Annotated in this window: 18 protein-coding genes; 8 read left to right on the forward strand and 10 right to left on the reverse strand. The window is 68.1% G+C overall.

Annotated elements, in window-relative coordinates:
* The first annotated feature begins 16 nt into the window (after positions 1-16).
* Both ING98_20160 and ING98_20165 read left to right on the forward strand, forming a co-directional pair.
* Positions 17-1,018 (forward strand): amidohydrolase, encoded by a 1,002-nt coding sequence (locus ING98_20160; GenBank protein MCA3104191.1) that lies wholly within the window; start codon positions 17-19, stop codon positions 1,016-1,018.
* 101 nt (positions 1,019-1,119) lie between these two features.
* Positions 1,120-2,100 carry a tripartite tricarboxylate transporter substrate binding protein gene (locus ING98_20165; GenBank protein ID MCA3104192.1) on the forward strand — a complete coding sequence of 327 codons (981 nt, stop codon included), beginning with the start codon at positions 1,120-1,122 and terminating at the stop codon, positions 2,098-2,100.
* Between the two features lie 76 nt (positions 2,101-2,176).
* Here the strand turns inward: ING98_20165 and ING98_20170 are convergent, their stop codons facing one another.
* Genes ING98_20170 through ING98_20185 form a run of 4 tightly spaced genes read right to left on the reverse strand, consistent with a single transcriptional unit; the run spans position 2,177 to position 6,472 of the window.
* Positions 2,177-3,331, reverse strand: coding sequence for a hypothetical protein (locus ING98_20170; protein ID MCA3104193.1), 1,155 nt, complete (start codon positions 3,329-3,331; stop codon positions 2,177-2,179).
* A 10-nt stretch (positions 3,332-3,341) separates the two neighbouring features.
* Positions 3,342-4,373, reverse strand: a complete 1,032-nt coding sequence (locus ING98_20175) for a tripartite tricarboxylate transporter substrate binding protein (GenBank protein ID MCA3104194.1) — start codon at positions 4,371-4,373, stop codon at positions 3,342-3,344.
* A 14-nt stretch (positions 4,374-4,387) separates the two neighbouring features.
* On the reverse strand, positions 4,388-5,299 hold the full coding sequence (locus ING98_20180; protein MCA3104195.1) for an NAD(P)-dependent oxidoreductase: 912 nt from the start codon (positions 5,297-5,299) through the stop codon (positions 4,388-4,390).
* Between the two features lie 33 nt (positions 5,300-5,332).
* On the reverse strand, positions 5,333-6,472 hold the full coding sequence (locus ING98_20185) for a VWA domain-containing protein (protein MCA3104196.1): 1,140 nt from the start codon (positions 6,470-6,472) through the stop codon (positions 5,333-5,335).
* Between the two features lie 196 nt (positions 6,473-6,668).
* On the opposite strand from ING98_20185, the gene ING98_20190 reads away from it, so the two are divergent.
* The 4 genes from ING98_20190 (at position 6,669) to ING98_20205 (ending at position 10,900) form a co-directional block, all read left to right on the forward strand.
* Positions 6,669-7,715, forward strand: coding sequence for a trypsin-like peptidase domain-containing protein (locus ING98_20190; protein ID MCA3104197.1), 1,047 nt, complete (start codon positions 6,669-6,671; stop codon positions 7,713-7,715).
* 99 nt (positions 7,716-7,814) lie between these two features.
* Positions 7,815-8,792 carry an AAA family ATPase gene (locus tag ING98_20195; GenBank protein ID MCA3104198.1) on the forward strand — a complete coding sequence of 326 codons (978 nt, stop codon included), beginning with the start codon at positions 7,815-7,817 and terminating at the stop codon, positions 8,790-8,792.
* Positions 8,764-9,792 (forward strand): DUF58 domain-containing protein, encoded by a 1,029-nt coding sequence (locus ING98_20200; protein ID MCA3104199.1) that lies wholly within the window; start codon positions 8,764-8,766, stop codon positions 9,790-9,792. The genes ING98_20195 and ING98_20200 overlap by 29 nt, the downstream gene beginning before the upstream one ends.
* On the forward strand, positions 9,785-10,900 hold the full coding sequence (locus tag ING98_20205) for a VWA domain-containing protein (GenBank protein MCA3104200.1): 1,116 nt from the start codon (positions 9,785-9,787) through the stop codon (positions 10,898-10,900). Before ING98_20200 ends, ING98_20205 begins: the two co-directional genes overlap by 8 nt.
* A gap of 37 nt (positions 10,901-10,937) precedes the next feature.
* Here the strand turns inward: ING98_20205 and ING98_20210 are convergent, their stop codons facing one another.
* Positions 10,938-11,987, reverse strand: a complete 1,050-nt coding sequence (locus ING98_20210; protein MCA3104201.1) for a low specificity L-threonine aldolase — start codon at positions 11,985-11,987, stop codon at positions 10,938-10,940.
* Positions 11,988-12,185: 198 nt separating this feature from the next.
* Here ING98_20210 and ING98_20215 point away from each other — a divergent pair, with 198 nt between their 5' ends.
* Both ING98_20215 and ING98_20220 read left to right on the forward strand, forming a co-directional pair.
* Positions 12,186-13,211 (forward strand): tripartite tricarboxylate transporter substrate binding protein, encoded by a 1,026-nt coding sequence (locus ING98_20215; protein ID MCA3104202.1) that lies wholly within the window; start codon positions 12,186-12,188, stop codon positions 13,209-13,211.
* Between the two features lie 74 nt (positions 13,212-13,285).
* The gene (locus ING98_20220; protein MCA3104203.1) at positions 13,286-13,903 is read left to right on the forward strand and encodes a hypothetical protein; all 618 of its coding nucleotides are present in this window, start codon (positions 13,286-13,288) and stop codon (positions 13,901-13,903) included.
* Here the strand turns inward: ING98_20220 and ING98_20225 are convergent.
* The 5 genes from ING98_20225 to atpG all read right to left on the reverse strand — a co-directional run bounded on the left by ING98_20225 (position 13,875) and on the right by atpG (position 18,670).
* The gene (locus tag ING98_20225) at positions 13,875-14,873 is read right to left on the reverse strand and encodes a tripartite tricarboxylate transporter substrate binding protein (GenBank protein ID MCA3104204.1); all 999 of its coding nucleotides are present in this window, start codon (positions 14,871-14,873) and stop codon (positions 13,875-13,877) included. The genes ING98_20220 and ING98_20225 overlap by 29 nt on opposite strands.
* A 120-nt stretch (positions 14,874-14,993) precedes the next feature.
* The gene (locus ING98_20230) at positions 14,994-15,788 is read right to left on the reverse strand and encodes an HAD-IIB family hydrolase (GenBank protein ID MCA3104205.1); all 795 of its coding nucleotides are present in this window, start codon (positions 15,786-15,788) and stop codon (positions 14,994-14,996) included.
* Positions 15,789-15,891: 103 nt separating this feature from the next.
* Positions 15,892-16,314, reverse strand: coding sequence for a F0F1 ATP synthase subunit epsilon (locus ING98_20235; GenBank protein MCA3104206.1), 423 nt, complete (start codon positions 16,312-16,314; stop codon positions 15,892-15,894).
* 33 nt (positions 16,315-16,347) lie between these two features.
* A complete protein-coding gene (atpD, locus tag ING98_20240; GenBank protein MCA3104207.1) occupies positions 16,348-17,751 on the reverse strand; it encodes a F0F1 ATP synthase subunit beta in 1,404 nt (467 codons plus the stop codon).
* A gap of 25 nt (positions 17,752-17,776) precedes the next feature.
* Positions 17,777-18,670, reverse strand: a complete 894-nt coding sequence (gene atpG, locus ING98_20245; protein MCA3104208.1) for a F0F1 ATP synthase subunit gamma — start codon at positions 18,668-18,670, stop codon at positions 17,777-17,779.
* Between the last annotated feature and the right edge of the window lie 39 nt (positions 18,671-18,709).

Raw genomic sequence — 18,709 nt, forward strand, 5'->3', positions numbered from 1 at the left:
CCGCAACGGAGATGTAATGGACACCTCTGGCACCGTCGATATCCACGCCCACTACTACCCCGAAGCCTACGTACGGCTGTTCATCGACGACGGCTTGCGCCACGGTGCCCGTTACGAACCTGGTGCCGCCGGCCCGCTCATCCACGTGCCCGGAGACATCCCGTCCGGGCCGATCACGCCGGAATTCACCGACCTCTCGCTGCGGCTGGCAGCGATGGACCGGCAGGGCGTGCAATGGCAGGCGCTGTCGCTCACCCAGCCGATGGCCTACTTCGACGACGCGGACTTTGCGACAGCCCTCGCCCGCGCCTTCAACGACGCTGCGAGCGCCGCACACCTCGCACACCCCGGGCGGCTTGTTGGCCTGGCGACGCTGCCGTTGAACCATCCCGAGCGTGCAATCGAAGAACTGCAACGCGCCGCCGCGCTGCCGGGCATCCGCGGTGTCTACTTCGGCACCAATACCGGTCGGCAGGAGTTGTCGGACCGCAGCCTGTTCCCGGTGTACGAGCGCATCCAGGCGCTCGGATTGCCGCTGTTCCTGCATCCGGTGCGGCAGGTCGGGTTCGATCGCCTCGAGCCCTACTTCTTCCGCAATCTCCTCGGCAATCCCTTCGAGAATGCACTGGCCGCCGGGCACCTGATCTTCGGTGGCGTGCTCGACACCTTTCCGCAACTCGAGGTCTGCCTGCCGCATGCTGGCGGCGCGCTGCCGCTGATCGCACCGCGCATGGACCGTGGACACGGTTACCACGCAGCCTGCCTGCACCTGCCCAACCCGCCAAGCACCTACCTGCGACGGTTCCACTACGACACGATCGGCCACTCGCCCGCGGTGCTGCGATTCCTGTTCGATACAGTAGGACCCGACCGGGTGATGATTGGCAGCGACTACTGCTTCAAGATGGGACTGGCGCAGCCGATCGAATCGCTGATGGAGGTTCCGGGCCTGAGCGACAGTGACCGCACGATGATCCTTCGCGGCACGGCCGGAAGACTGCTCAAGCTCGACGCTTGACCCTGTCCCGGGCCGCGGGCAAGATCATGCGCTGAGAAAGGTCGCGCCCGGCATGCCGGGCAGTGACCTCCCGCAGTGGTGCAGCCGCACAGGAGGAGTCCGTGTTCGAAAGTCCGACGATCCGGCTGGCGGCCGGCTTGCTGCTTTCCAGCAGCGTGGTGGCGGCGACACCCGCAGCGGCCCAGAAGTACCCTGACCGCCCGATCCGACTGATCGTGCCCTTCGCGGTCGGTGGGTCCTACGATCCGGTCGCCCGGGTGGTGTCCCAGTACCTCGGCGAAGACATGGGCCAGCAGCTCGTGATCGACAACCGTGCAGGGGCGAGCGGCATGATCGGGGCAGACATCCTGGCTCGCGCGACGCCCGACGGCTACACGATCGGCATGCTCGGGAACAACCATACGATTTCCACCGCGCTGCGCGACAAGGTGCCGTACGACCTGCTGAAGGATTTCATCCCGATCAGCCGTGTCGGCCTGGTCGACAACGCCGTGGTCGTGCATCCGTCGGTCCCGGTGAAGACGCTGATGGAACTGGTTGCGCTGACGAAGGCGAACCCGGGCAAGTTCAACTTCGGTTCTGGCGGCACTGCAGGTACCACGCATTTCGGCGGCGAGCTGTTCAACTCGCTGGCGGGCACCAAGGTGATCCACGTGCCGTACAAGAGCGGTGGCGGTGCCGTGGCCGCGCTGGTCGCAGGCGAGGTCCACATGATGGTCCTCAACATGATCAACGCCGATCCGCACATGCGCTCGGGCCGGATGCGCGGCCTGGCGATGGCTGCAAAGCAGCGCCACCCGCTCGCACCGAACATGCCGACCACCGCCGAAGCGGGCATGCCCGGGCTCGAGATGACCCAGTGGTACGGTATCCTGACGCCTCAGCGCACGCCGAAGACGGTGCTGGTGGCGCTCGGCAACGCGCTGCAGAAGATGTCCGGCCGCGACGACGTCAAGGCGAAACTCGCAACCCAGGGGATCGCGGTGCATTTCGAGACGCCTGCGGCCTTCGCGACGTTCATGCGCGAAGATATCGAGCTGTATCGCCGCATCGGGCGCGAGGCCAATATCCGGCCTGACTGAAGGCGTTGCAGTCGGTGCTCCACGACCGCACCGTCGGCCGTGGAGTCGCCGCAGCACGGCTCTGGCGGAACGGGGATCAGGCGGCGAAGGCCCGTACCCGTTCCTCGTCCACCTCGACCCCAAGCCCTGGACCCCGAGGCACCTGCACATGCCCGTTCGCATACTGCAGCGGCTGCACGAGGATGTCGTCCCTCAGGTAGGTACTGGTCAGCGCCACCCCCCATTGCAGCGACGGGATCGCCGCGGCAAGGTGCAGCAGGGCCGCAGTGCCCACGCCGGCCTCCGCGATCTTGCACGCGAGGTTTACCTTCATGCCGAGGCTGTCGCACAGCAGCGCCATCCGCCGGGTGGCCAGCAGTCCGCCGAGCTTGCCGAGCTTCAGGCTGGCCCCGGCCGCTGCACCGATCGCCTGGTGGTCGCGCAGGTCGCGCGCACTGCGCAGGCCTTCGTCGCAGCCGATCGCGATCGGGCTGGCCGCAGCGACGCGTGCCATGGCGGCGAGGTCGTCGCCGTGCACCGGCTGCTCGAGGAAGTCGAGCACGCTGGTCGCGCTGATCGCGCGTACGTATTCCACCGCATTCGCCTCGGTCCAGCCCTGGTTTGCGTCCGCGCAGACCAGTAACCCAGACCCTGCACCGCCGGTCCCGGGCCTGGCAGGCTCCGCGTCGGCGAGCGACTTTCCAAGGACGGCGCATACGGCGCGCGTGCGCTCGATATCCTCGTGCAGTTGCCGGGCACCGACCTTCAGCTTGAACGCCACGCAGCCGTCGGCCCGCAGCCTTGCCGCATCGGCGATGTCGGTATCGGTATTGCCGGAAGCGATGTAGCGCAGCACCGGTATGCTGTCCCGGCGACCGCTGCCGAGCAAGGCATGGACGGGCTGGCCCCGCACCTTTCCCAGCGCGTCGTACAACGCCACTTCGATGGCCGCCTTCACGCCGGGATTGCCGTAGAGCGCCTGCGCCATGCAGGCAACGGCGCCCTCGATATCGTCGAGCGATCGGCCCTCGAGCAGCGGCGCCACGAAACGCACGGCGTCGACCATGCCGGGCAGCAGTTCGCCAGTCATCGCCGGCGCGGCTGCGGCCTCCCCCCAGCCGACGACTGCGCCCGCCTCGACGCGCACCAGCAGGTTGTCGGCGGTCGTGGTCGTGCCGGTGGCGCGCTTCAGTGGCTGCGCGAGCGGCAGGTGGACCGCGATCGGTTCGATGCGCCCGATGATCACTGGCATCGCGGCATGCTCACTGCGGCTCGACCTTCGCCGCGCGCAGGATCTCCGCGTATCGCTCGATATCGCGCTCGATGATCTTGCGGAATGCAGCCGGACTCTCGGCACGCGATTCGTAGCCGGCACCCACGAGGTAGTCGCGCAGCTTCGGCGTGGCGACCGCCTTGCGCAGTTCCGTGAACAGACGATCGACGACTGCCTTCGGCGTGCCAGCAGGGGCCAGCCAGCCGTGCCATCCCGCATCGAATTCGAAGCCTGCGAGGCCAGCCTCGGCGATCGTCGGTACATCCGGCAGGGACGTCACCCGTGCAGCGCCGGTGAACCCGAGGGCCCTTATCTTGCCCGCCTGTATGAAAGGTGCGGCGGGCGCGGCGGACGGGAACTGTACGTGCGTTTCCCCACTGACTACTGCGGCGAGCGCCGGGCCACCGCCCTTGTAGGGCACGTGCAGCATGCGGATGCCGGCGCGCAACGCGAACAGCTCGGCCGCGAGGTGCTGGCCATTGCCGACTCCCGCGGAACTGAAGCGCAGCGGGTCTGTGCGGGTCCTGGCGTGGGCAATGAGTTCCTGCACCGACTTCACGGGCAGGGCCGCGTTGATGACCATGACATAGCCTGCACCGACGATATGGTTGGTGATCGGGGAGAAGTCCTTGAGGGTGTCGTAGGGCAGCTTCCGGTACAGACTGTGGTTGACGGCAAAGGTGAACGGCGTGCTCAGGATGGTGTAGCCGTTGGGTTGCGACTTGGCGACGAGGTCGGTCCCGTTGATGCCGTTGGCGCCACCCCGGTTGTCGATCAGGACCGGCACGCCCAGCTGCTCTTCCATCTGGCGTCCGATCACCCGGCCGAGGACGTCGACGTTTCCCCCGGGTGGAAACGGAATCACCAGTCGGATCGGCTTGGCCGGGAACGCATCGACCTGGGCATGGGCAGGCCCGCTCATCGGGGGCATCGCAAAGAGCACCGTGACCGTCCATGCCGCGACCGCGGTACACGCGGCGTTGACTGGAACCATCGCAGTACCCACCAGGTGTGCACGCATCCTGCCCCCCTCAATCAATCGCGGCGCCGGCGCCGTCTCAGCTCACTGATGATGGCCGAATTGTCGAGATCGCCCTCGCCCTGTGCGAGGCAGTTCTCGATCAGTTCGAGATAGACGCTCGCCAATGGCAACTCCTGGCCGCAGCGCCGCGCCGCTTCGTGCATCAGCGCGAAGTCCTTGCGTGACTGGGCGACCTTGGCGTGCGGCGTGAAGTCGCTGTTCGCCATCTTGATGCCACGGTTGTCCATCGTGCGCGAGTAGGCTGCAGATGCCTTCAGCACCTCGAGCAGCGGAACCAGCTCGAGGCCCATCGATTCGGCGAAGGCCAGGCCCTCGGCAAGCACCGCACGGTTCAGCCCGCCGATGAGGTTCACCGCCAGCTTGGCCCGACCACCGGCGCCGACAGCGCCGAGGTGGAAGTAACGCGCACACAGCGCGGCGATGACGTCGCTGGCCGCTGCGACATCCGCAGCCGCACCGCCGATCAGCCCGACGCCGTTGCCGAGTGCGATCTGGTCGCTGTTGCCCGACAGCGGCATCTCGACGAAGCGGATGCCGTCGGGCGCAAGGCGGCTCGCCAGTGCTTCGATGCGGTCGGGGTCGCAGGTGCTGGTGCAGATCACGAGGCTGCCAGGCCGCAGGTGCACCGTGTCGATGACTGCTTCGACCTGATCGGTACTCAGCACGGCGATCACGAGCGTGCCGCAGCGCTCGCCCAGGGCTGCGGCCGCATCGACCGGCTGCCCGCCGAGTTCTGCCAGAAGGGCGCGGCGCTCGGCCTGAATGTCGTAGCCGCAGACAGTGAAGCCTGCGGCGAGCAGCCGCCTTGCCAGCGAAGTGCCGATCAGGCCGAGGCCGGCGATGCCAACCTGCCGCGATTGGCCGTGGCTGTGCGCCGCTGTACCGGGGTGAGACTGCTTGTCCAATGGATGCGCCTGGAATCGTCGCTGGATAGCGTCTCAAGATGCGCGCGCGTTCATCGACTTGTCAACATTCGCGCGCCGTGCAGGTGACCCCGCCGGGCGCGGCCGGTGGAACCACAGCACCGACAGCGCACCCGACAGCACCAGCAGCAGCAGCGAAACCACAGCAAACAGCGCGCCGACTTCGGTGTCGCGCCGCTCGAGCGCGAACTCGGTACCGAGGTTCTCGTAGATCTTCTTCAGCTCGTCGCCGCTCGAGGCCGTGAAGAACTGGCCGCCGGTGATCTTCGCGACCTGCTTCAGCGTCTCTTCGTCGACCATCGCATAGAACGACCAGGTGCCGAGCGAGATCGGCGCGCCGTCCTTGCTGCCGAAGGCGACGGTATGCACCTTCACGCCGCGCTCGGCGGCGAGCTTCGCAGCCTCGATCGGGTCGGGGCCAGTGGTGCGGCGCCCGTCGGACATCAGGATGATCGCGCCGCGCTTGTACGAGCCGACCGGCATCGGCCGCTTCGGGGCCTTCGGCGGCGGGGCCGCCTTGCGGTCGAGCGAGGCGCCGCCGCTGGCGCTGGTGCCACCCTGCGGGTTGTTGCGCGAAAAGCCGGCGCCGAACACCGCGGATTCGACGTCGATGCCGTCGTCCGGGAACAGGATCGACAGCGCGACCAGCAGGCCGCTGCCGGTAGCGGTGCCGCGCTGCAGTTCGAAGCGGTCGATCGCAGCGATCATGTCTTCGCGGTTCTCGGTCGGCGCCTGCACCACCGCGGCGGTACCGGCGAAGGTCGCGATGCCCAGGCGCACGTTGCGCGGCAGGCTCTCGATGAAGGCCTTCGCCGCGTCCTGTGCGGCGGTGATGCGGTCGGGTGCCACATCGGCGGCGCGCATGCTGCGCGAGACATCGATCGCCAGCACCAGGGTGGTGAAGTCCGAGGGCAGCGTCACGGTCGCCATCGGGCGCGCCATCGCGATCAGCGCGAGGGCGAAGCCGGCAAGCAGCAGCGCGGGCGGCAGGTGGCGGCGCCACTGCTGGCCCGGCCCGAGTGCGCCGCGCACCAGCGACAGGCTGGCATAGCGCACCGCGCCGCGCCGACGCCGGCGCAGTGCATACATATATGCACCGACCAGTGCTGGCACCAGGAGGGTGAACCACAGCAGGTCAGGCCAGAGAAAACGCATCGGATCTCCGCGAACGGCAGCGCAGGGGCGACGGAACGGGGACAGACTTTTGCCAGACTGCGCGCGGGGCTGGTACGCCCCTCGCTTATAGCACTGCAGGCCGCCACGCCGGAAGTTGGTGGATGCCCGGGCGGGATGGTCCGGCGGCCGGGCGACGTGATACCGTCTTTTCTCGCAAGACTCACTGGACGCGCCGATGCGACGTACCGGCCTCTACAGCAGCGCTGACCGCTCCCGTGGGATCGCCGGGAAGGCGGATGCGCAGGCGGCGGGTAGCAAACAGGCGTCTGCAGGCGCGCCGGCGCCGACACTGGCATCCGCACCGGCGGGCCGGCCCGGCGGGGCAGGCAGGATGGGCGGCCTGCGCGGGCGGGTCGCGCGCGGGTTTGCCCGATACGAGCGTACCGGTCTGGTGCTGGCCGGGGTGCTGATCGCGCTGGCCGTGATGATCGCCCGCGATGCGCTGCAGGCGCCAGCGCGGGTACTGACCCAGGACGATATCGATCGGGCGGTGCTGCACACGCTCGACACGAAGCCGATTCCGTCGCGCGCGGCGAAGGCGGCCGAGACAGTGCGGCAGTCGATCGTGCGGGTGACCGGCTACCCGGACGAGGCCGCGCCGGCAGCGAGCGGGCCGGGCGATGAATCGAAGAGCGGCGCCGCCCGGTCCGAGCGCGGGCCGGGCGGTGGGGCGCCGTCGAGCGAGGGACGCAGCACCGGGTCCGGCGTGGTTGTCGTCGACGACGGGGTGATCCTGACCAACCTGCATGTGGTCGCCGGGTCGAAGCGGATCACGGTGATGTTCCACGACGGGTCGGAGTCCGAGGCGGCGCTGGTCAGGGCCTGGCCGGAGAACGATCTCGCGGTACTGAAGGCGAAGAAGATCCCGGACGACCTGCCGGCGGCGACGCTCGGTTCGAGCGCGAACCTGCGCCCGGGCGACGAGGTGGTGGCGGTCGGCTTTCCGTTCGGCATCGGCCCGTCGGTCTCGGCCGGCGTGGTGTCCGGCCTGAACCGACAGTTCCTGTCGCCCAAAGGTAAGCGCGTACTTACGCGGCTGATCCAGTTCGACGCGGCGGCCAACCCGGGCAACTCGGGCGGGCCGCTGGTCACGATGGAGGGCGAAGTCGTCGGCATCGTGACCGCGATCCTGAGCCCGAACGGCGCCGGGACCTTCATCGGCATCGGCTTTGCGACGACGATCGAGGCAGCAGGCGGGGCGGTCGGTATCCCGCCATTCTGAGGATGCACCAGCCAGACGGGGAAGGTGGACGGCATGGATGACGTGGCGACGGAAGGCTCGGGCAGCGATTTCGGGCGCGGGGAGGACACCGCAGCGCTGATGGAGCGCGTGCTGTTCGAGGTGAAGCGGGTGGTCGTCGGGCAGGACCACTTCCTCGAGCGGGTGCTGGTGGCGATCCTCGCGCAGGGCCATCTGCTGGTCGAGGGCGTGCCGGGGCTGGCCAAGACGCTGACCGTGAACACGCTGGCGAAGACGGTGCGCGGGTCGTTCAAGCGCATCCAGTTCACGCCCGACCTGCTGCCGGCCGACCTGATCGGCACCCGCATGTACAACCAGAAGTCTGGCGAGTTCAGCACCGTGCTCGGGCCGGTGTTCTGCAACCTGCTGCTGGCCGACGAGATCAACCGCGCGCCGGCCAAGGTGCAGAGTGCGCTGCTCGAAGTGATGCAGGAACGGCAGGTGACGATCGCCGGCGAGTCGCACCCGGTGCCGCAGCCGTTCCTGGTGATGGCCACCCAGAACCCGATCGAGACGGAGGGCACCTATCCGCTGCCGGAGGCGCAGGTCGACCGCTTCATGATGAAGGTTCTGGTCGACTACCCCTCCGAGGAAGAGGAGTTCGTGATCGCCGAGCGGGTGACCGGGCCGGCGGTCGCGGTCGCAGCGGTCGCCTCGACCGGGCAGCTGCGGGCGTTGCAGGCCCGCTGCCGCACGGGGTATGTCGACCCCGGCATCCTCTCGTACGCGGTGAAGCTGGTGGCAGCCACGCGCCGGCCGGACAAGTACGGCCTGCCGGACCTCGGCCGCTACATCACCTTCGGCGCCAGCCCGCGCGCGACGATCGGCCTGATCGAGGGCGGGCGAGCACTTGCTTTCATGCGCGGCCGCGACTACGTGTTGCCCGAGGACGTGATCGACCTCGTGCCGGACGTGCTCCGGCACCGCCTGACGCTGTCCTACGAAGCCCTGGCCGACGGCGTCAGTGCCGACGAACTGGTGATGACGATCCTCAAGGCGATCCCGGCGCCCGACCGGCCGCTGGCCACCCATGTTCAGCTGGCTCCGACGCAACCCTGATCCGCCCGAGGCCGCCGCCGGGCCTGTTTCGGCAGACGGCTCGCCGGAGGCCCTGATGCGGCGGCTCGAGTGGACGGTGCTGCGGCGGCTGGACGGGCTGCTGCAGGGTGACTACCGGACGCTGTTCCGCGGCTTCGGGCTGGACCTCGCCGACCTGCGCGAATACCACCCGCAGGACGATGTGCGGCATATCGACTGGAACGTGACGGCGCGGATGCAGGTGCCGCATGTGCGCGAGTTCCAGGAGGACCGGCAGGTCGACGCCTGGTTCCTGCTCGACCTGAGCGGGTCGGTCGACTTCGGATCGACCGGTGTACGTAAGCGCCTGCTCTCTGCCGAATTCACTGGTGCCATGGCCCGGCTGCTGGCTCGTTACGGCAACCGGGTCGGCGCGATGATCCATGCCGGAGCTGGCGCCGACGATGGATCGATATCCGTCCTGCCGGCGCGCAGCGGCCGGCGGCATGTCCTGCACCTGATCGACCGGCTGATGTCGGCCACGCCGCCGCTGCCCGCAGCCGGGGTGCGTACCGACCTGGCGCAGCTGATCCGGCATGCGCAGCAGGGCATCCGGCGCCGCTCGGTGGTGTTCCTGGTGTCGGATTTCATCAGCGAGGACGCGTGGCCGAACGCGCTCGACCTGCTCTTGCGGCGCCACGAAGTGGTGGCGGTGCGGCTGTTCGATCCGCTCGAGCGGGCGCTGCCCGACCTCGGGCTGATCGTGATGCAGGATGCCGAAACCGGCGAACAGCTGTACGTGGACACCCACGACAAGGCCTTCCGCCGCCGCTTCGCGCAGGTGGCGGCGGCGCGCGAGACGGCACTGCGCGACACCCTGTCGCAGCTCGGGATCGACTGCCTGGAGCTGGCCACCGGCGAGGCGATCGACGAGGCCCTGCTGCGCTTCGTCGACGCGCGCAAGCGGCGCAGCCAGCTCGCCGCCGGCAGCGTGGCGAACCGGACGGCGCGGCGTACACGACCGGCGCAGTCGCATGCCTGATCTTTCGGCCTGGCTGCCCGCCTGGCTGTCCGGCGCTGGCGCCGGTGGCTGGCTGACCTTCCAGTGGCCGCGGATGCTGTGGCTGCTGCTGCTCGTGCCGCTGCTGGCGGCGGCGTACAACCGGCTCGACCGGCGCCGGCGCGCGGCAGCCTCGGCCTGGTCGATGCTGGAGCCGGTCGATGCGGACGGCGCAAGCCTCACGGCCGGGCGCTGGCGCGCGCGCGTGCCGCGGCTGTTCTGGATCGCGGCGATGACCGCACTGGTGCTGGCCATCGCGCGTCCGCAGGCGATCGTGCCGCTGCCGACGCGGATGGAAACGGTGATCCTGGCGATGGACGTCTCCGGCAGCATGCGCGCGACCGATCTGAAGCCGAACCGGATTGCTGCAGCACAGGACGCAGCAAAGGCATTCATCGCCGACCAGCCAGCGCACGTGAAGATCGGCATCGTGGCGGTCGCCGGCACGGCCGCCCTGGCCCAGGCCCCGACCCGCAACCGCGAAGAACTGGGGCAGGCGCTCGAGCGGATCCAGCTGCAGCGCGGCACCGCGATCGGCAGCGGGCTGCTGATTTCGCTGGTGACGCTGCTGCCGCATTCGGGCATCAACACCGACGAGATCATCAACGGGCCTCGGCCCGGCGACCCGCCACCGGGCAAGGCGCTCGGCGGGCAGAAGAATGCGGACGCCTTCGAGCCGGTCGAGCCGGGGTCGAACAGGCAGGCGGCGATCGTGCTGCTGTCCGACGGACAGAGCAACACCGGCCCGGAGGTGATGAAGGTGGTGCAGCTGGCCGCCGAACGCGGGGTGCGCATCTTCACTGTCGGGATGGGTACGCCGGAGGGAATCACGCTGTCGGCCGAGGGCTGGTCGATGCGGGTGCGGCTGGACGAGCCGGCGCTGAAGAAGATCGCCGAGGCGACCGAAGGCGAGTACTTCCGCGCAGCCGATGCGAAGGCTCTGAGCGAGATCTACCGTGGCCTGTCGCGGTCGCTGACCTTCGACCGGGCGACCCTGACCGAGGTCACCGCGCTGTTCGTCGCCATCGGCGCGCTGTCGATGGCGATCGCAGCCGGGCTGTCGATGCTGTGGTTCGGGCGGATCCTGTAGCGTACGCAGGCGTCGGATCGGGATCGATTGCTGCGGGTCAGCGCTGCAGCATTTTTCGAACTGCGTCCAGCACGCGGTCGATGGCTGCAGCATCGACATGCCGGTGGGTGACCAGCCGCAGCTGCTTTTGCGCACCATAGGCGCCGACCCGGATACCGACCGCACCCAGCTCCCGCTCCCAGGTTTCGGCGTCCAGCGGGCTCTTCGAGACATCGATCCGCACGATGTTGGTCTCGATGGCTGCAGGGTCGACGAGGCTCGGGTCGAGCGCGGCGAGGCCGGTGGCTAGCTGCCTTGCCGTGGCGTGATCCTCGCCGAGGCGATCGGACATCTTCTCGATCGCGAGGATGCCGGCGGCGGCGAGCGGGCCGGCCTGGCGCATCGCGCCGCCGACCATCCGCCGGTAACCCCTTGCCTGCTCGATGAATTCTGCCGTCCCGCAGAGCAGCGAGCCGATCGGGGCCGACAGCCCTTTCGAGATGCAGAAGTTCACCGAGTCGGCATGCTGCGCGATCACGTCGACACCCACGCCCAGCGCAGTTGCAGCATTGAACAGCCGGGCGCCGTCGACATGGACCGGCACGTTGTGCTGCAGCGACAGGCTGCGTACGGCGGCCATCAACGACAGCGGCAGCACCGCCCCGCCTGCGTGATTGTGCGAGGTCTCGAGCTGGATCAGTGCGGTGCCGACATTGCTGCGGCCGATGCCCGGCCGCCGCACGGCCGCACGCAGCGCATCGAAATCGGGTGCGCCGCGATGGCCGGGCAGCGGCCGGGTGAACAGACCGGCGAGCGCGCCGATGCCACCCAGTTCGGAGGTGAGCGTGTGCGAGTTCGCTTCCATCAGCACTTCGCCGGCGCGGCCGGTGTGGGCGAGGATCGCCACCAGATTGGCCATCGTGCCCGATGGCAGGAACAGGCCAGCCTCCTTGCCGCAGCGCAGGGCGGCGAGATCCTCGAGCCGCTCGACGGTCGGATCGCCATCGCGTGAATCGTCGCCCAGGCTGGCGTGGGCCATCGCCGCCAGCATCTCGGGCGTCGGACGCGTGACGGTGTCGCTGCGCAGGTCGATGTCGGACGGGGTCATCGTAAAGCTCCATCGGCTCGGGTCAGCCCGGATTCTGCCCGGTCGCGGCGCGCGCAGCATCGGCGGGCGTCCACGAGAGCGATCCGTGACTGCGGTCATCGGTCACTACGGCGGTGTCTGACTCGATCCTCGTCGACTATCGGATGCGCCGGCCAGACTCGACTCGACTTACCATCGGGCTCCCGAGGAGGAGCTTCGATGAGCGCAGGAATGACGACAACCGCTACAACCTTCGCCGGCAGCCGGCGCCTGGCCGCTGCTGCTGCCGCCACCGCCGGACTGTCAGTGCTGTTCGCCAGCGGGCTGGCTGCGGCCCAACCAGCCGCGCCCTACCCGACGCGCGCGCTGCGCATGATTGCGCCGTTCCCGCCCGGTGGCGGCACCGACCAGCTCGCCCGTACCTTCGCGATGCAGATCGCCGAGGGACTCGGACAGCCGGTGACGGTCGAGAATCGTGCGGGCGCTGGCGGCAACCTGGGCGCGGAGGCCACGGCAAAGGCAGCACCGGACGGCTACACGATCATGCTCACCTCGAATTCACTGGTGATCAACGCGGCGCTGTACCAGAAGCTCACCTACAACGTACGCACCGACATCGCCCCGGTGGCGCTGGTGGCGAGCGCGCCGCTGGTGGTCATCGTGCACCCGTCGCTGCCGATGAAGAACATGAAGGACCTGGTCGCCTGGGCGAAGCGTTCGAAGGGCGGGCTCAACTTCGGTACCAACGGCGCCGGTACCAGCGGGCACCTGTCGGGTGAACTGTTGCGGCTTTCGGCCGGCATCGAGATGACGCATATCCCGTACAAGGGCGCGGTACCGATGATGACCGCGCTGATGGGCGGCGACCTCGACATGGGCATCACCACCGCACCGAGCGCACTGCCGCTGATCCGGGCTGGCCGGCTGCGCGCGCTCGCGGTGACCACGCCCAATGCCGCGAAGACGCTGCCCGGCGTCGACCCGATCGCGGCGACCTTCCCCGGCTATTCGATGGACATCTGGTACGGCGTCTTCGCGCCCGGTGGCACGCCTGCCCCGATCCAGGAACGGCTGGTGGGTGAAGTACGCAAGGCGCACGGTTCGGCCGGCGTGCGCGCGGCGCTCGAACGCGACGGTGCCGACCCAGTGTTCCTGGGCGGCAGTGAGTTCGTGCAGTTCTTCATCCGCGATCTCGACAAGTACATCAAGCTGGTGAAGCAGGCCGGCGTGCGCGCGGAGCAATGACGGCGGCAGTCGCCGATCGGCCTCGATATCGCTTCACGCAGTTCGTTCGTCCCCCGCGTTTCCGGAGCACGCCCTTGAACCGCTGCTTTCCGTTGCCTGCCGCGCCGTACCCGTTCGCCGTGGCGGTTTCCTTGTCGGTGCTGTCGATGGCGGCAGGTGTGGAGCCCGCGACGGCGCAGCCCGCACCGTTTCCCGCGAAGCCGGTGCGCATCGTGGTGCCGTTCGCGCCCGGCGGACCGAACGACCTGATCGTGCGGCTGGTCGGGCCGCGGCTGGGCGAGCTGTGGGCACAACCGGTGATCGTCGAGAACCGGCCCGGTGCCGGCGCCACCACCGGCATGGAGGTCGTCGCGAAGTCGGCGCCGGATGGCTACACGCTGGGCGTGGGCAACAACTCGAGCCTGGTGATCGGCCCGCTGATGCAACCGAAGGTCGGCTATGACCCGGTGAAGGACCTGGTCCCGATGGGCAGCATGGCGCTGACCGCCTACGTGCTGGCGGTGAATCCGCGCGTGCCGGCGAAGCGCGTGTCGGAGCTGATCGCGATCGCGAAGGCGAAGCCGGGGTTCCTGGCCTATGCGTCATCGGGCGCGGCAACCATCGGCCGGGATCAAGGTCGACGGCTGAACCCGGCGGTCAGGTGCGGCACGCCGCGTCGGCGTGCTACTCCGGCTGGATGCCCGACGTCTTGATGATCTTCGCGTAGAGCGCGGTCTCGCGCGCCATCAGGTCGGCAAGGTCCTGCGGCGTGCCGCCGACCGGCTCGGCTCCCTGCCCGAGCATCCGCGCGCGCACGTCGGGCAGCTGCACGATGCGCGCGACCTCGCCGCTCATCTTCGTGACGATGTCCTTGGGCGTGTTCGCCGCGCCGAACAGGCCCATCCAGGCAGTCATGTCGAAACCCTTGATGGTCTCGCCGACGCTCGGTATGTCGGGCAGTGCCGTGGATCGCTTCGCCGACGAGACGGCGATCGCGCGCAGCTTGCCGGCCTTGATGTGCGGCAGGGCACCGACGACATTGGCGAACATCAGTTCTATGCGGCCGCCGAAGATGTCGATGAAGGCCGGCGCCGCGCCCTTGTATGGCACATGGTTCATCCGGATGCCGGCGCTCGCCTGCACCGACTCCATGCCGAGATGCTGCAGGTTGCCGACGCCTGCCGAGGCGTAGTTCAGTTCGTTCGGCCGCGCGCGCGCGAGCTTCACCAGCCCGGCGACGTCCTTCACCGGCAGCGTCGGGCTCACCACCATCACCATCGGTGAGTTCAGGATGAGTGAGATCGGCGTGAAGTCCTTCACTGCATCGTACGGGATCTTCTTCATCAGGTTCGGGTTGATCGTCATCGGGCCCGAATTGCCGAGGAGGATCGTGTAGCCGTCGGGCGCGGAGCGCGCGACCAGGTCGGCGCCGAGGCTGCCGCCCGCACCGCCGCGGTTGTCGACGACCACCGTCTGGCCCCAGGTCTCGGACATGCGCGCGCCCAGCGTACGCGCCACGTCATCGAGCGGCCCGCCGGCAGCGTATGGCACGACGATGCGGATCGGTTTGGTCGGCCACGCCTGCGCGAACGCGCTGCCGGCAAGGGCGCAGAGCGCCACGACCGCGGCACCACGGTAGCCGGTGCCGAACCGCGCCGCGGCAAGTGTGCTTGCAGACTTCATGTGTTGCGCCTCCGAAGACGCCGGCATGTGCCGGGTCGTGCAGGGGCTGCATGCCCCCGCTGTTGGTTTGCCGCAAGATAGCACGGCGCACGCGGGCGCCACGCCGCAACGCGCGGTGGTTCAGCGCGCCTCGAACAGCGCGCCCACGGCCTCGCAGAAACCGTCACCGCTGCGGCGCGCAGTGATGTAGGCCGGCGGGAACTCGAGCCGATCCCTGACTTCCATCACGTTGGCAACGCCGATCGAATGCGGGAAATACTGGAACATCGGGCTGTCGTTCGGAGAATCGCCGAGATAGGCGAACAGCGCACGCTGCGCATCGAGGTCGATGTCGAGTACCTCGCTGAAGAAGCGACGCGTCATGCCCAGCTTGTCGTAGTTGCCGAACCAGCCATTGACATGCCCGGCACTGGCCATCGCGGTGAGCCCGCCTTCGCGCATGATCTCGATGATGCGGTCGACCTTCTGCATCGGCAGGCGCACGACATCCTCGGCCCAGTCGATCGCGAGGTCGCATTCACGGTAGGGCTGGTCAGTCGAGAGCGCGCAGCCGGGCACCTCGGCAAGGATGCGGGTGGCGATCGCAGCCAGCGCGTCGCGGTTCCGGCGACGTACATCGGGCGGATCGACGTACATCTGGCGCAGACGATTGGCGTGCGGATCACGCCAGAAGCACAGGCTGCCGCCCTCTCCGACCACCGCATGCACCGGCCACATGCGGGCGATATGGTCGCACCATCCGGCCGGGCGTCCGGTGACCAGCACCGTGATGAAGTCGGCGTGGTACAGACGCTCGAGGGCGAAGTAGGCGTCGCTGGTCAGCCGCCCACCGGTCGTGAGCGTATCGTCGAGGTCGAGCAGAACGCCGCGCATGCGCGCTCGGACGGAAGCTGGCAGGTCGGACAACGGGCGCATGGTCGACTCACGGCTTGGCGAGGAGAGCAGCGCGTCCACGCGAACCGGGGTTTACCGCAGGCATCCCTGCCCGCACCCAGCCCGGACGGCGGCCGGCGGATAATCAGCGCTTCTGGCGGAACTTTCGGATCGACGCGATCTGCGCAGCGAGGGTTGCCAGTTCGGCCTGGGCGGTTGCGACTTCGAGCTGACCCTTCGCGTTGCGCAGCGTTTCTTCAGCCTGCTTGCGCGCTTCCTCGGCCTTGGCCTCGTCGAGGTCATGGCCGCGGATGGCGGTGTCGGCGAGCACGGTCACCGTCTTCGGCTGCACTTCGAGGATGCCACCAGCGACGAACACGAACTCTTCGTCGTCCTTGCCCGCGACCTTGATGCGTACGGCACCGGGCTTGATGCGGGTGATCAGCGGCGTGTGCTGCGGATAGATGCCCAGCTCGCCGGCTTCGCCCGGCAGGACGACGAACTCGGCCTCGCCGGAGAAGATGCTCTCTTCGGCGCTGACGACGTCTACGTGGATGGTGTTGGCCATGGCGGTCCGGGCTCTTCCGTGTCGTTGCTGCGGTTACTGCAGGGTCTTGGCTTTTTCGAAGGCTTCTTCGATCGTGCCGACCATGTAGAACGCCTGCTCCGGCAGCGCGTCGCACTCGCCGTCGACGATCATCTTGAAGCCCTTGATTGTGTCCTTCAACGCGACGATCTTGCCCGGCGAGCCGGTGAACACTTCGGCGACGTTGAACGGCTGCGACAGGAAGCGCTGGATCTTCCGCGCACGGGACACGGCCAGCTTGTCTTCCGGCGAAAGCTCGTCCATGCCCAGGATCGCGATGATGTCGCGCAGTTCCTTGTAGCGCTGCAGGGTCTGCTGCACCGCGCGCGTCACGTTGTAGTGCTCTTCGCCGATCACGTTCGGGTCCAGCTGGCGCGAGGTCGAGTCGAGCGGGTCGACCGCCGGGTAGATGCCCAGCGAGGCGATGTCGCGCGACAGCACGACGGTAGCGTCGAGGTGGGCGAAGGTGGTCGCCGGCGACGGATCGGTCAGGTCGTCTGCGGGAACGTACACGGCCTGGATCGAGGTGATCGAGCCGACCTTGGTGGAGACGATACGCTCCTGCAGGCGGCCCATCTCTTCGGCCAGCGTCGGCTGGTAACCCACCGCCGACGGCATCCGGCCCAGCAGTGCCGATACTTCGGTACCGGCCAGGGTGTAGCGGTAGATGTTGTCGACGAAGAACAGGATGTCACGGCCTTCGTCGCGGAACTTCTCGGCCATCGTCAGGCCGGTCAGCGCCACGCGCAGGCGGTTGCCCGGCGGCTCGTTCATCTGGCCGAACACCATCGCGACCTTGTCGAGCACCTTCGACTCTTCCATCTCGTGGTAGAAGTCGTTGCCCTCGCGGGTGCGCTCGCCGACGCCGGCAAACACCGAGTAGCCGCCGTAGCTCTTCGCGATGTTGTTGATCAGTTCCATCATGTTCACGGTCTTGCCGACGCCGGCGCCGCCGAACAGGCCGATCTTGCCGCCCTTGGCGAACGGGCAGATCAGGTCGATCACCTTGATGCCGGTGGGCAGCAGTTCGACCGACGGCGACAGCTCGTCGAACTTCGGCGCCGGCTGGTGGATGGCACGGCGCTCTTCGGTGGCGATGTCGCCGGCCTGGTCGATCGGACGGCCGAGCACGTCCATGATGCGGCCGAGGGTGGCGGTACCGACCGGCACCGAGATGCCCTTGCCGGTGCCGCGCACCTGCATGCCGCGGCGCAGGCCGTCGGAGGAGCCCATCGCGATGGCGCGCACGATGCCGTCGCCGAGCTGCTGCTGCACTTCGAAGGTGAGCCCCTTCTCGGCGAAGCTGGCGTTGTCGCTGTCCTCGAGGATCAGCGCGTCATAGATGGCGGGCATCGAGTCGCGCGGGAATTGAATGTCGACCACGGGTCCGATGCACTGAACGACGGTTCCGTTGCTCATGGCTGCTTCCTTGACTTGAAATGGTTCAGACGGCGGCGGCGCCGGAGACGATCTCCGACAGCTCTTTGGTGATCGCCGCCTGGCGGGCCTTGTTGTAGACGAGCTTCAGCTCGTCGATCACTTTCTTCGCGTTGTCGCTGGCGGACTTCATCGCGACCATGCGCGCACTCTGCTCCGACGCCATGTTCTCGGCGATCGCCTGGAACACGAGCGCCTCGACGTAGCGCGTGAGCAGTTCGTCGAGGACGGCCTGCGCATCGGGCTCGTAGAGGTAATCCCACGACAGCGACGTGCTGCCGGCGGCTGCATCGACGGCGGGGTCGGCAGACATCTGCTCGGCCGACAGCGGCAGCAGCTGCTCGATCTTCGGCTCCTGCTTCATCGTGTTGATGAAGTCGTTGTAGCAGAGGTAGACCGCGTCGATCTCGCCCGCTGCGAACTTGTCGAGCATGATCTTGACCGGGCCGATCAGCTTGTCCATGCGCGGCGTATCGCCCAGGCCGGTCACGTGCGACACGATGCGCGCACCCAGCCGCTGCAGGAAGCCAAAGCCCTTGTTGCCGATGGCGGTGGCTTCGATACCGACCTTGCGCGATTCGTTGTCGCGCATCCGTCCCAGCACCTGGCGCAGCAGGTTGGTGTTCAGGCCGCCGCACAGGCCCTTGTCGGAAGTGACCACGATGAAGCCGACGTTCTTCAGCTCACCGTGCGCCACCAGGAACGGGTGCTTGTACTCGGAGTTTGCCGAAGCGAGGTGGGCGGCGATGTTGCGGATCTTCTCGGCGTACGGGCGCGCGGCCCGCATGCGGTCCTGCGCCTTGCGCATCTTGCTCGCAGCGACCATCTCCATCGCCTTGGTGATCTTGCGCGTGTTCTCGACGCTCTTGATCTTGCTGCGGATTTCCTTGGAGCCTGCCATCTCGATCTGCTCTCGAACTCGTCGGGTTCAGCGGCCCGG

The sequence above is a fragment of the Rhodocyclaceae bacterium genome (genome assembly GCA_020248265.1).
Taxonomy (GTDB): Bacteria; Pseudomonadota; Gammaproteobacteria; order Burkholderiales; family CAIKXV01; genus CAIKXV01.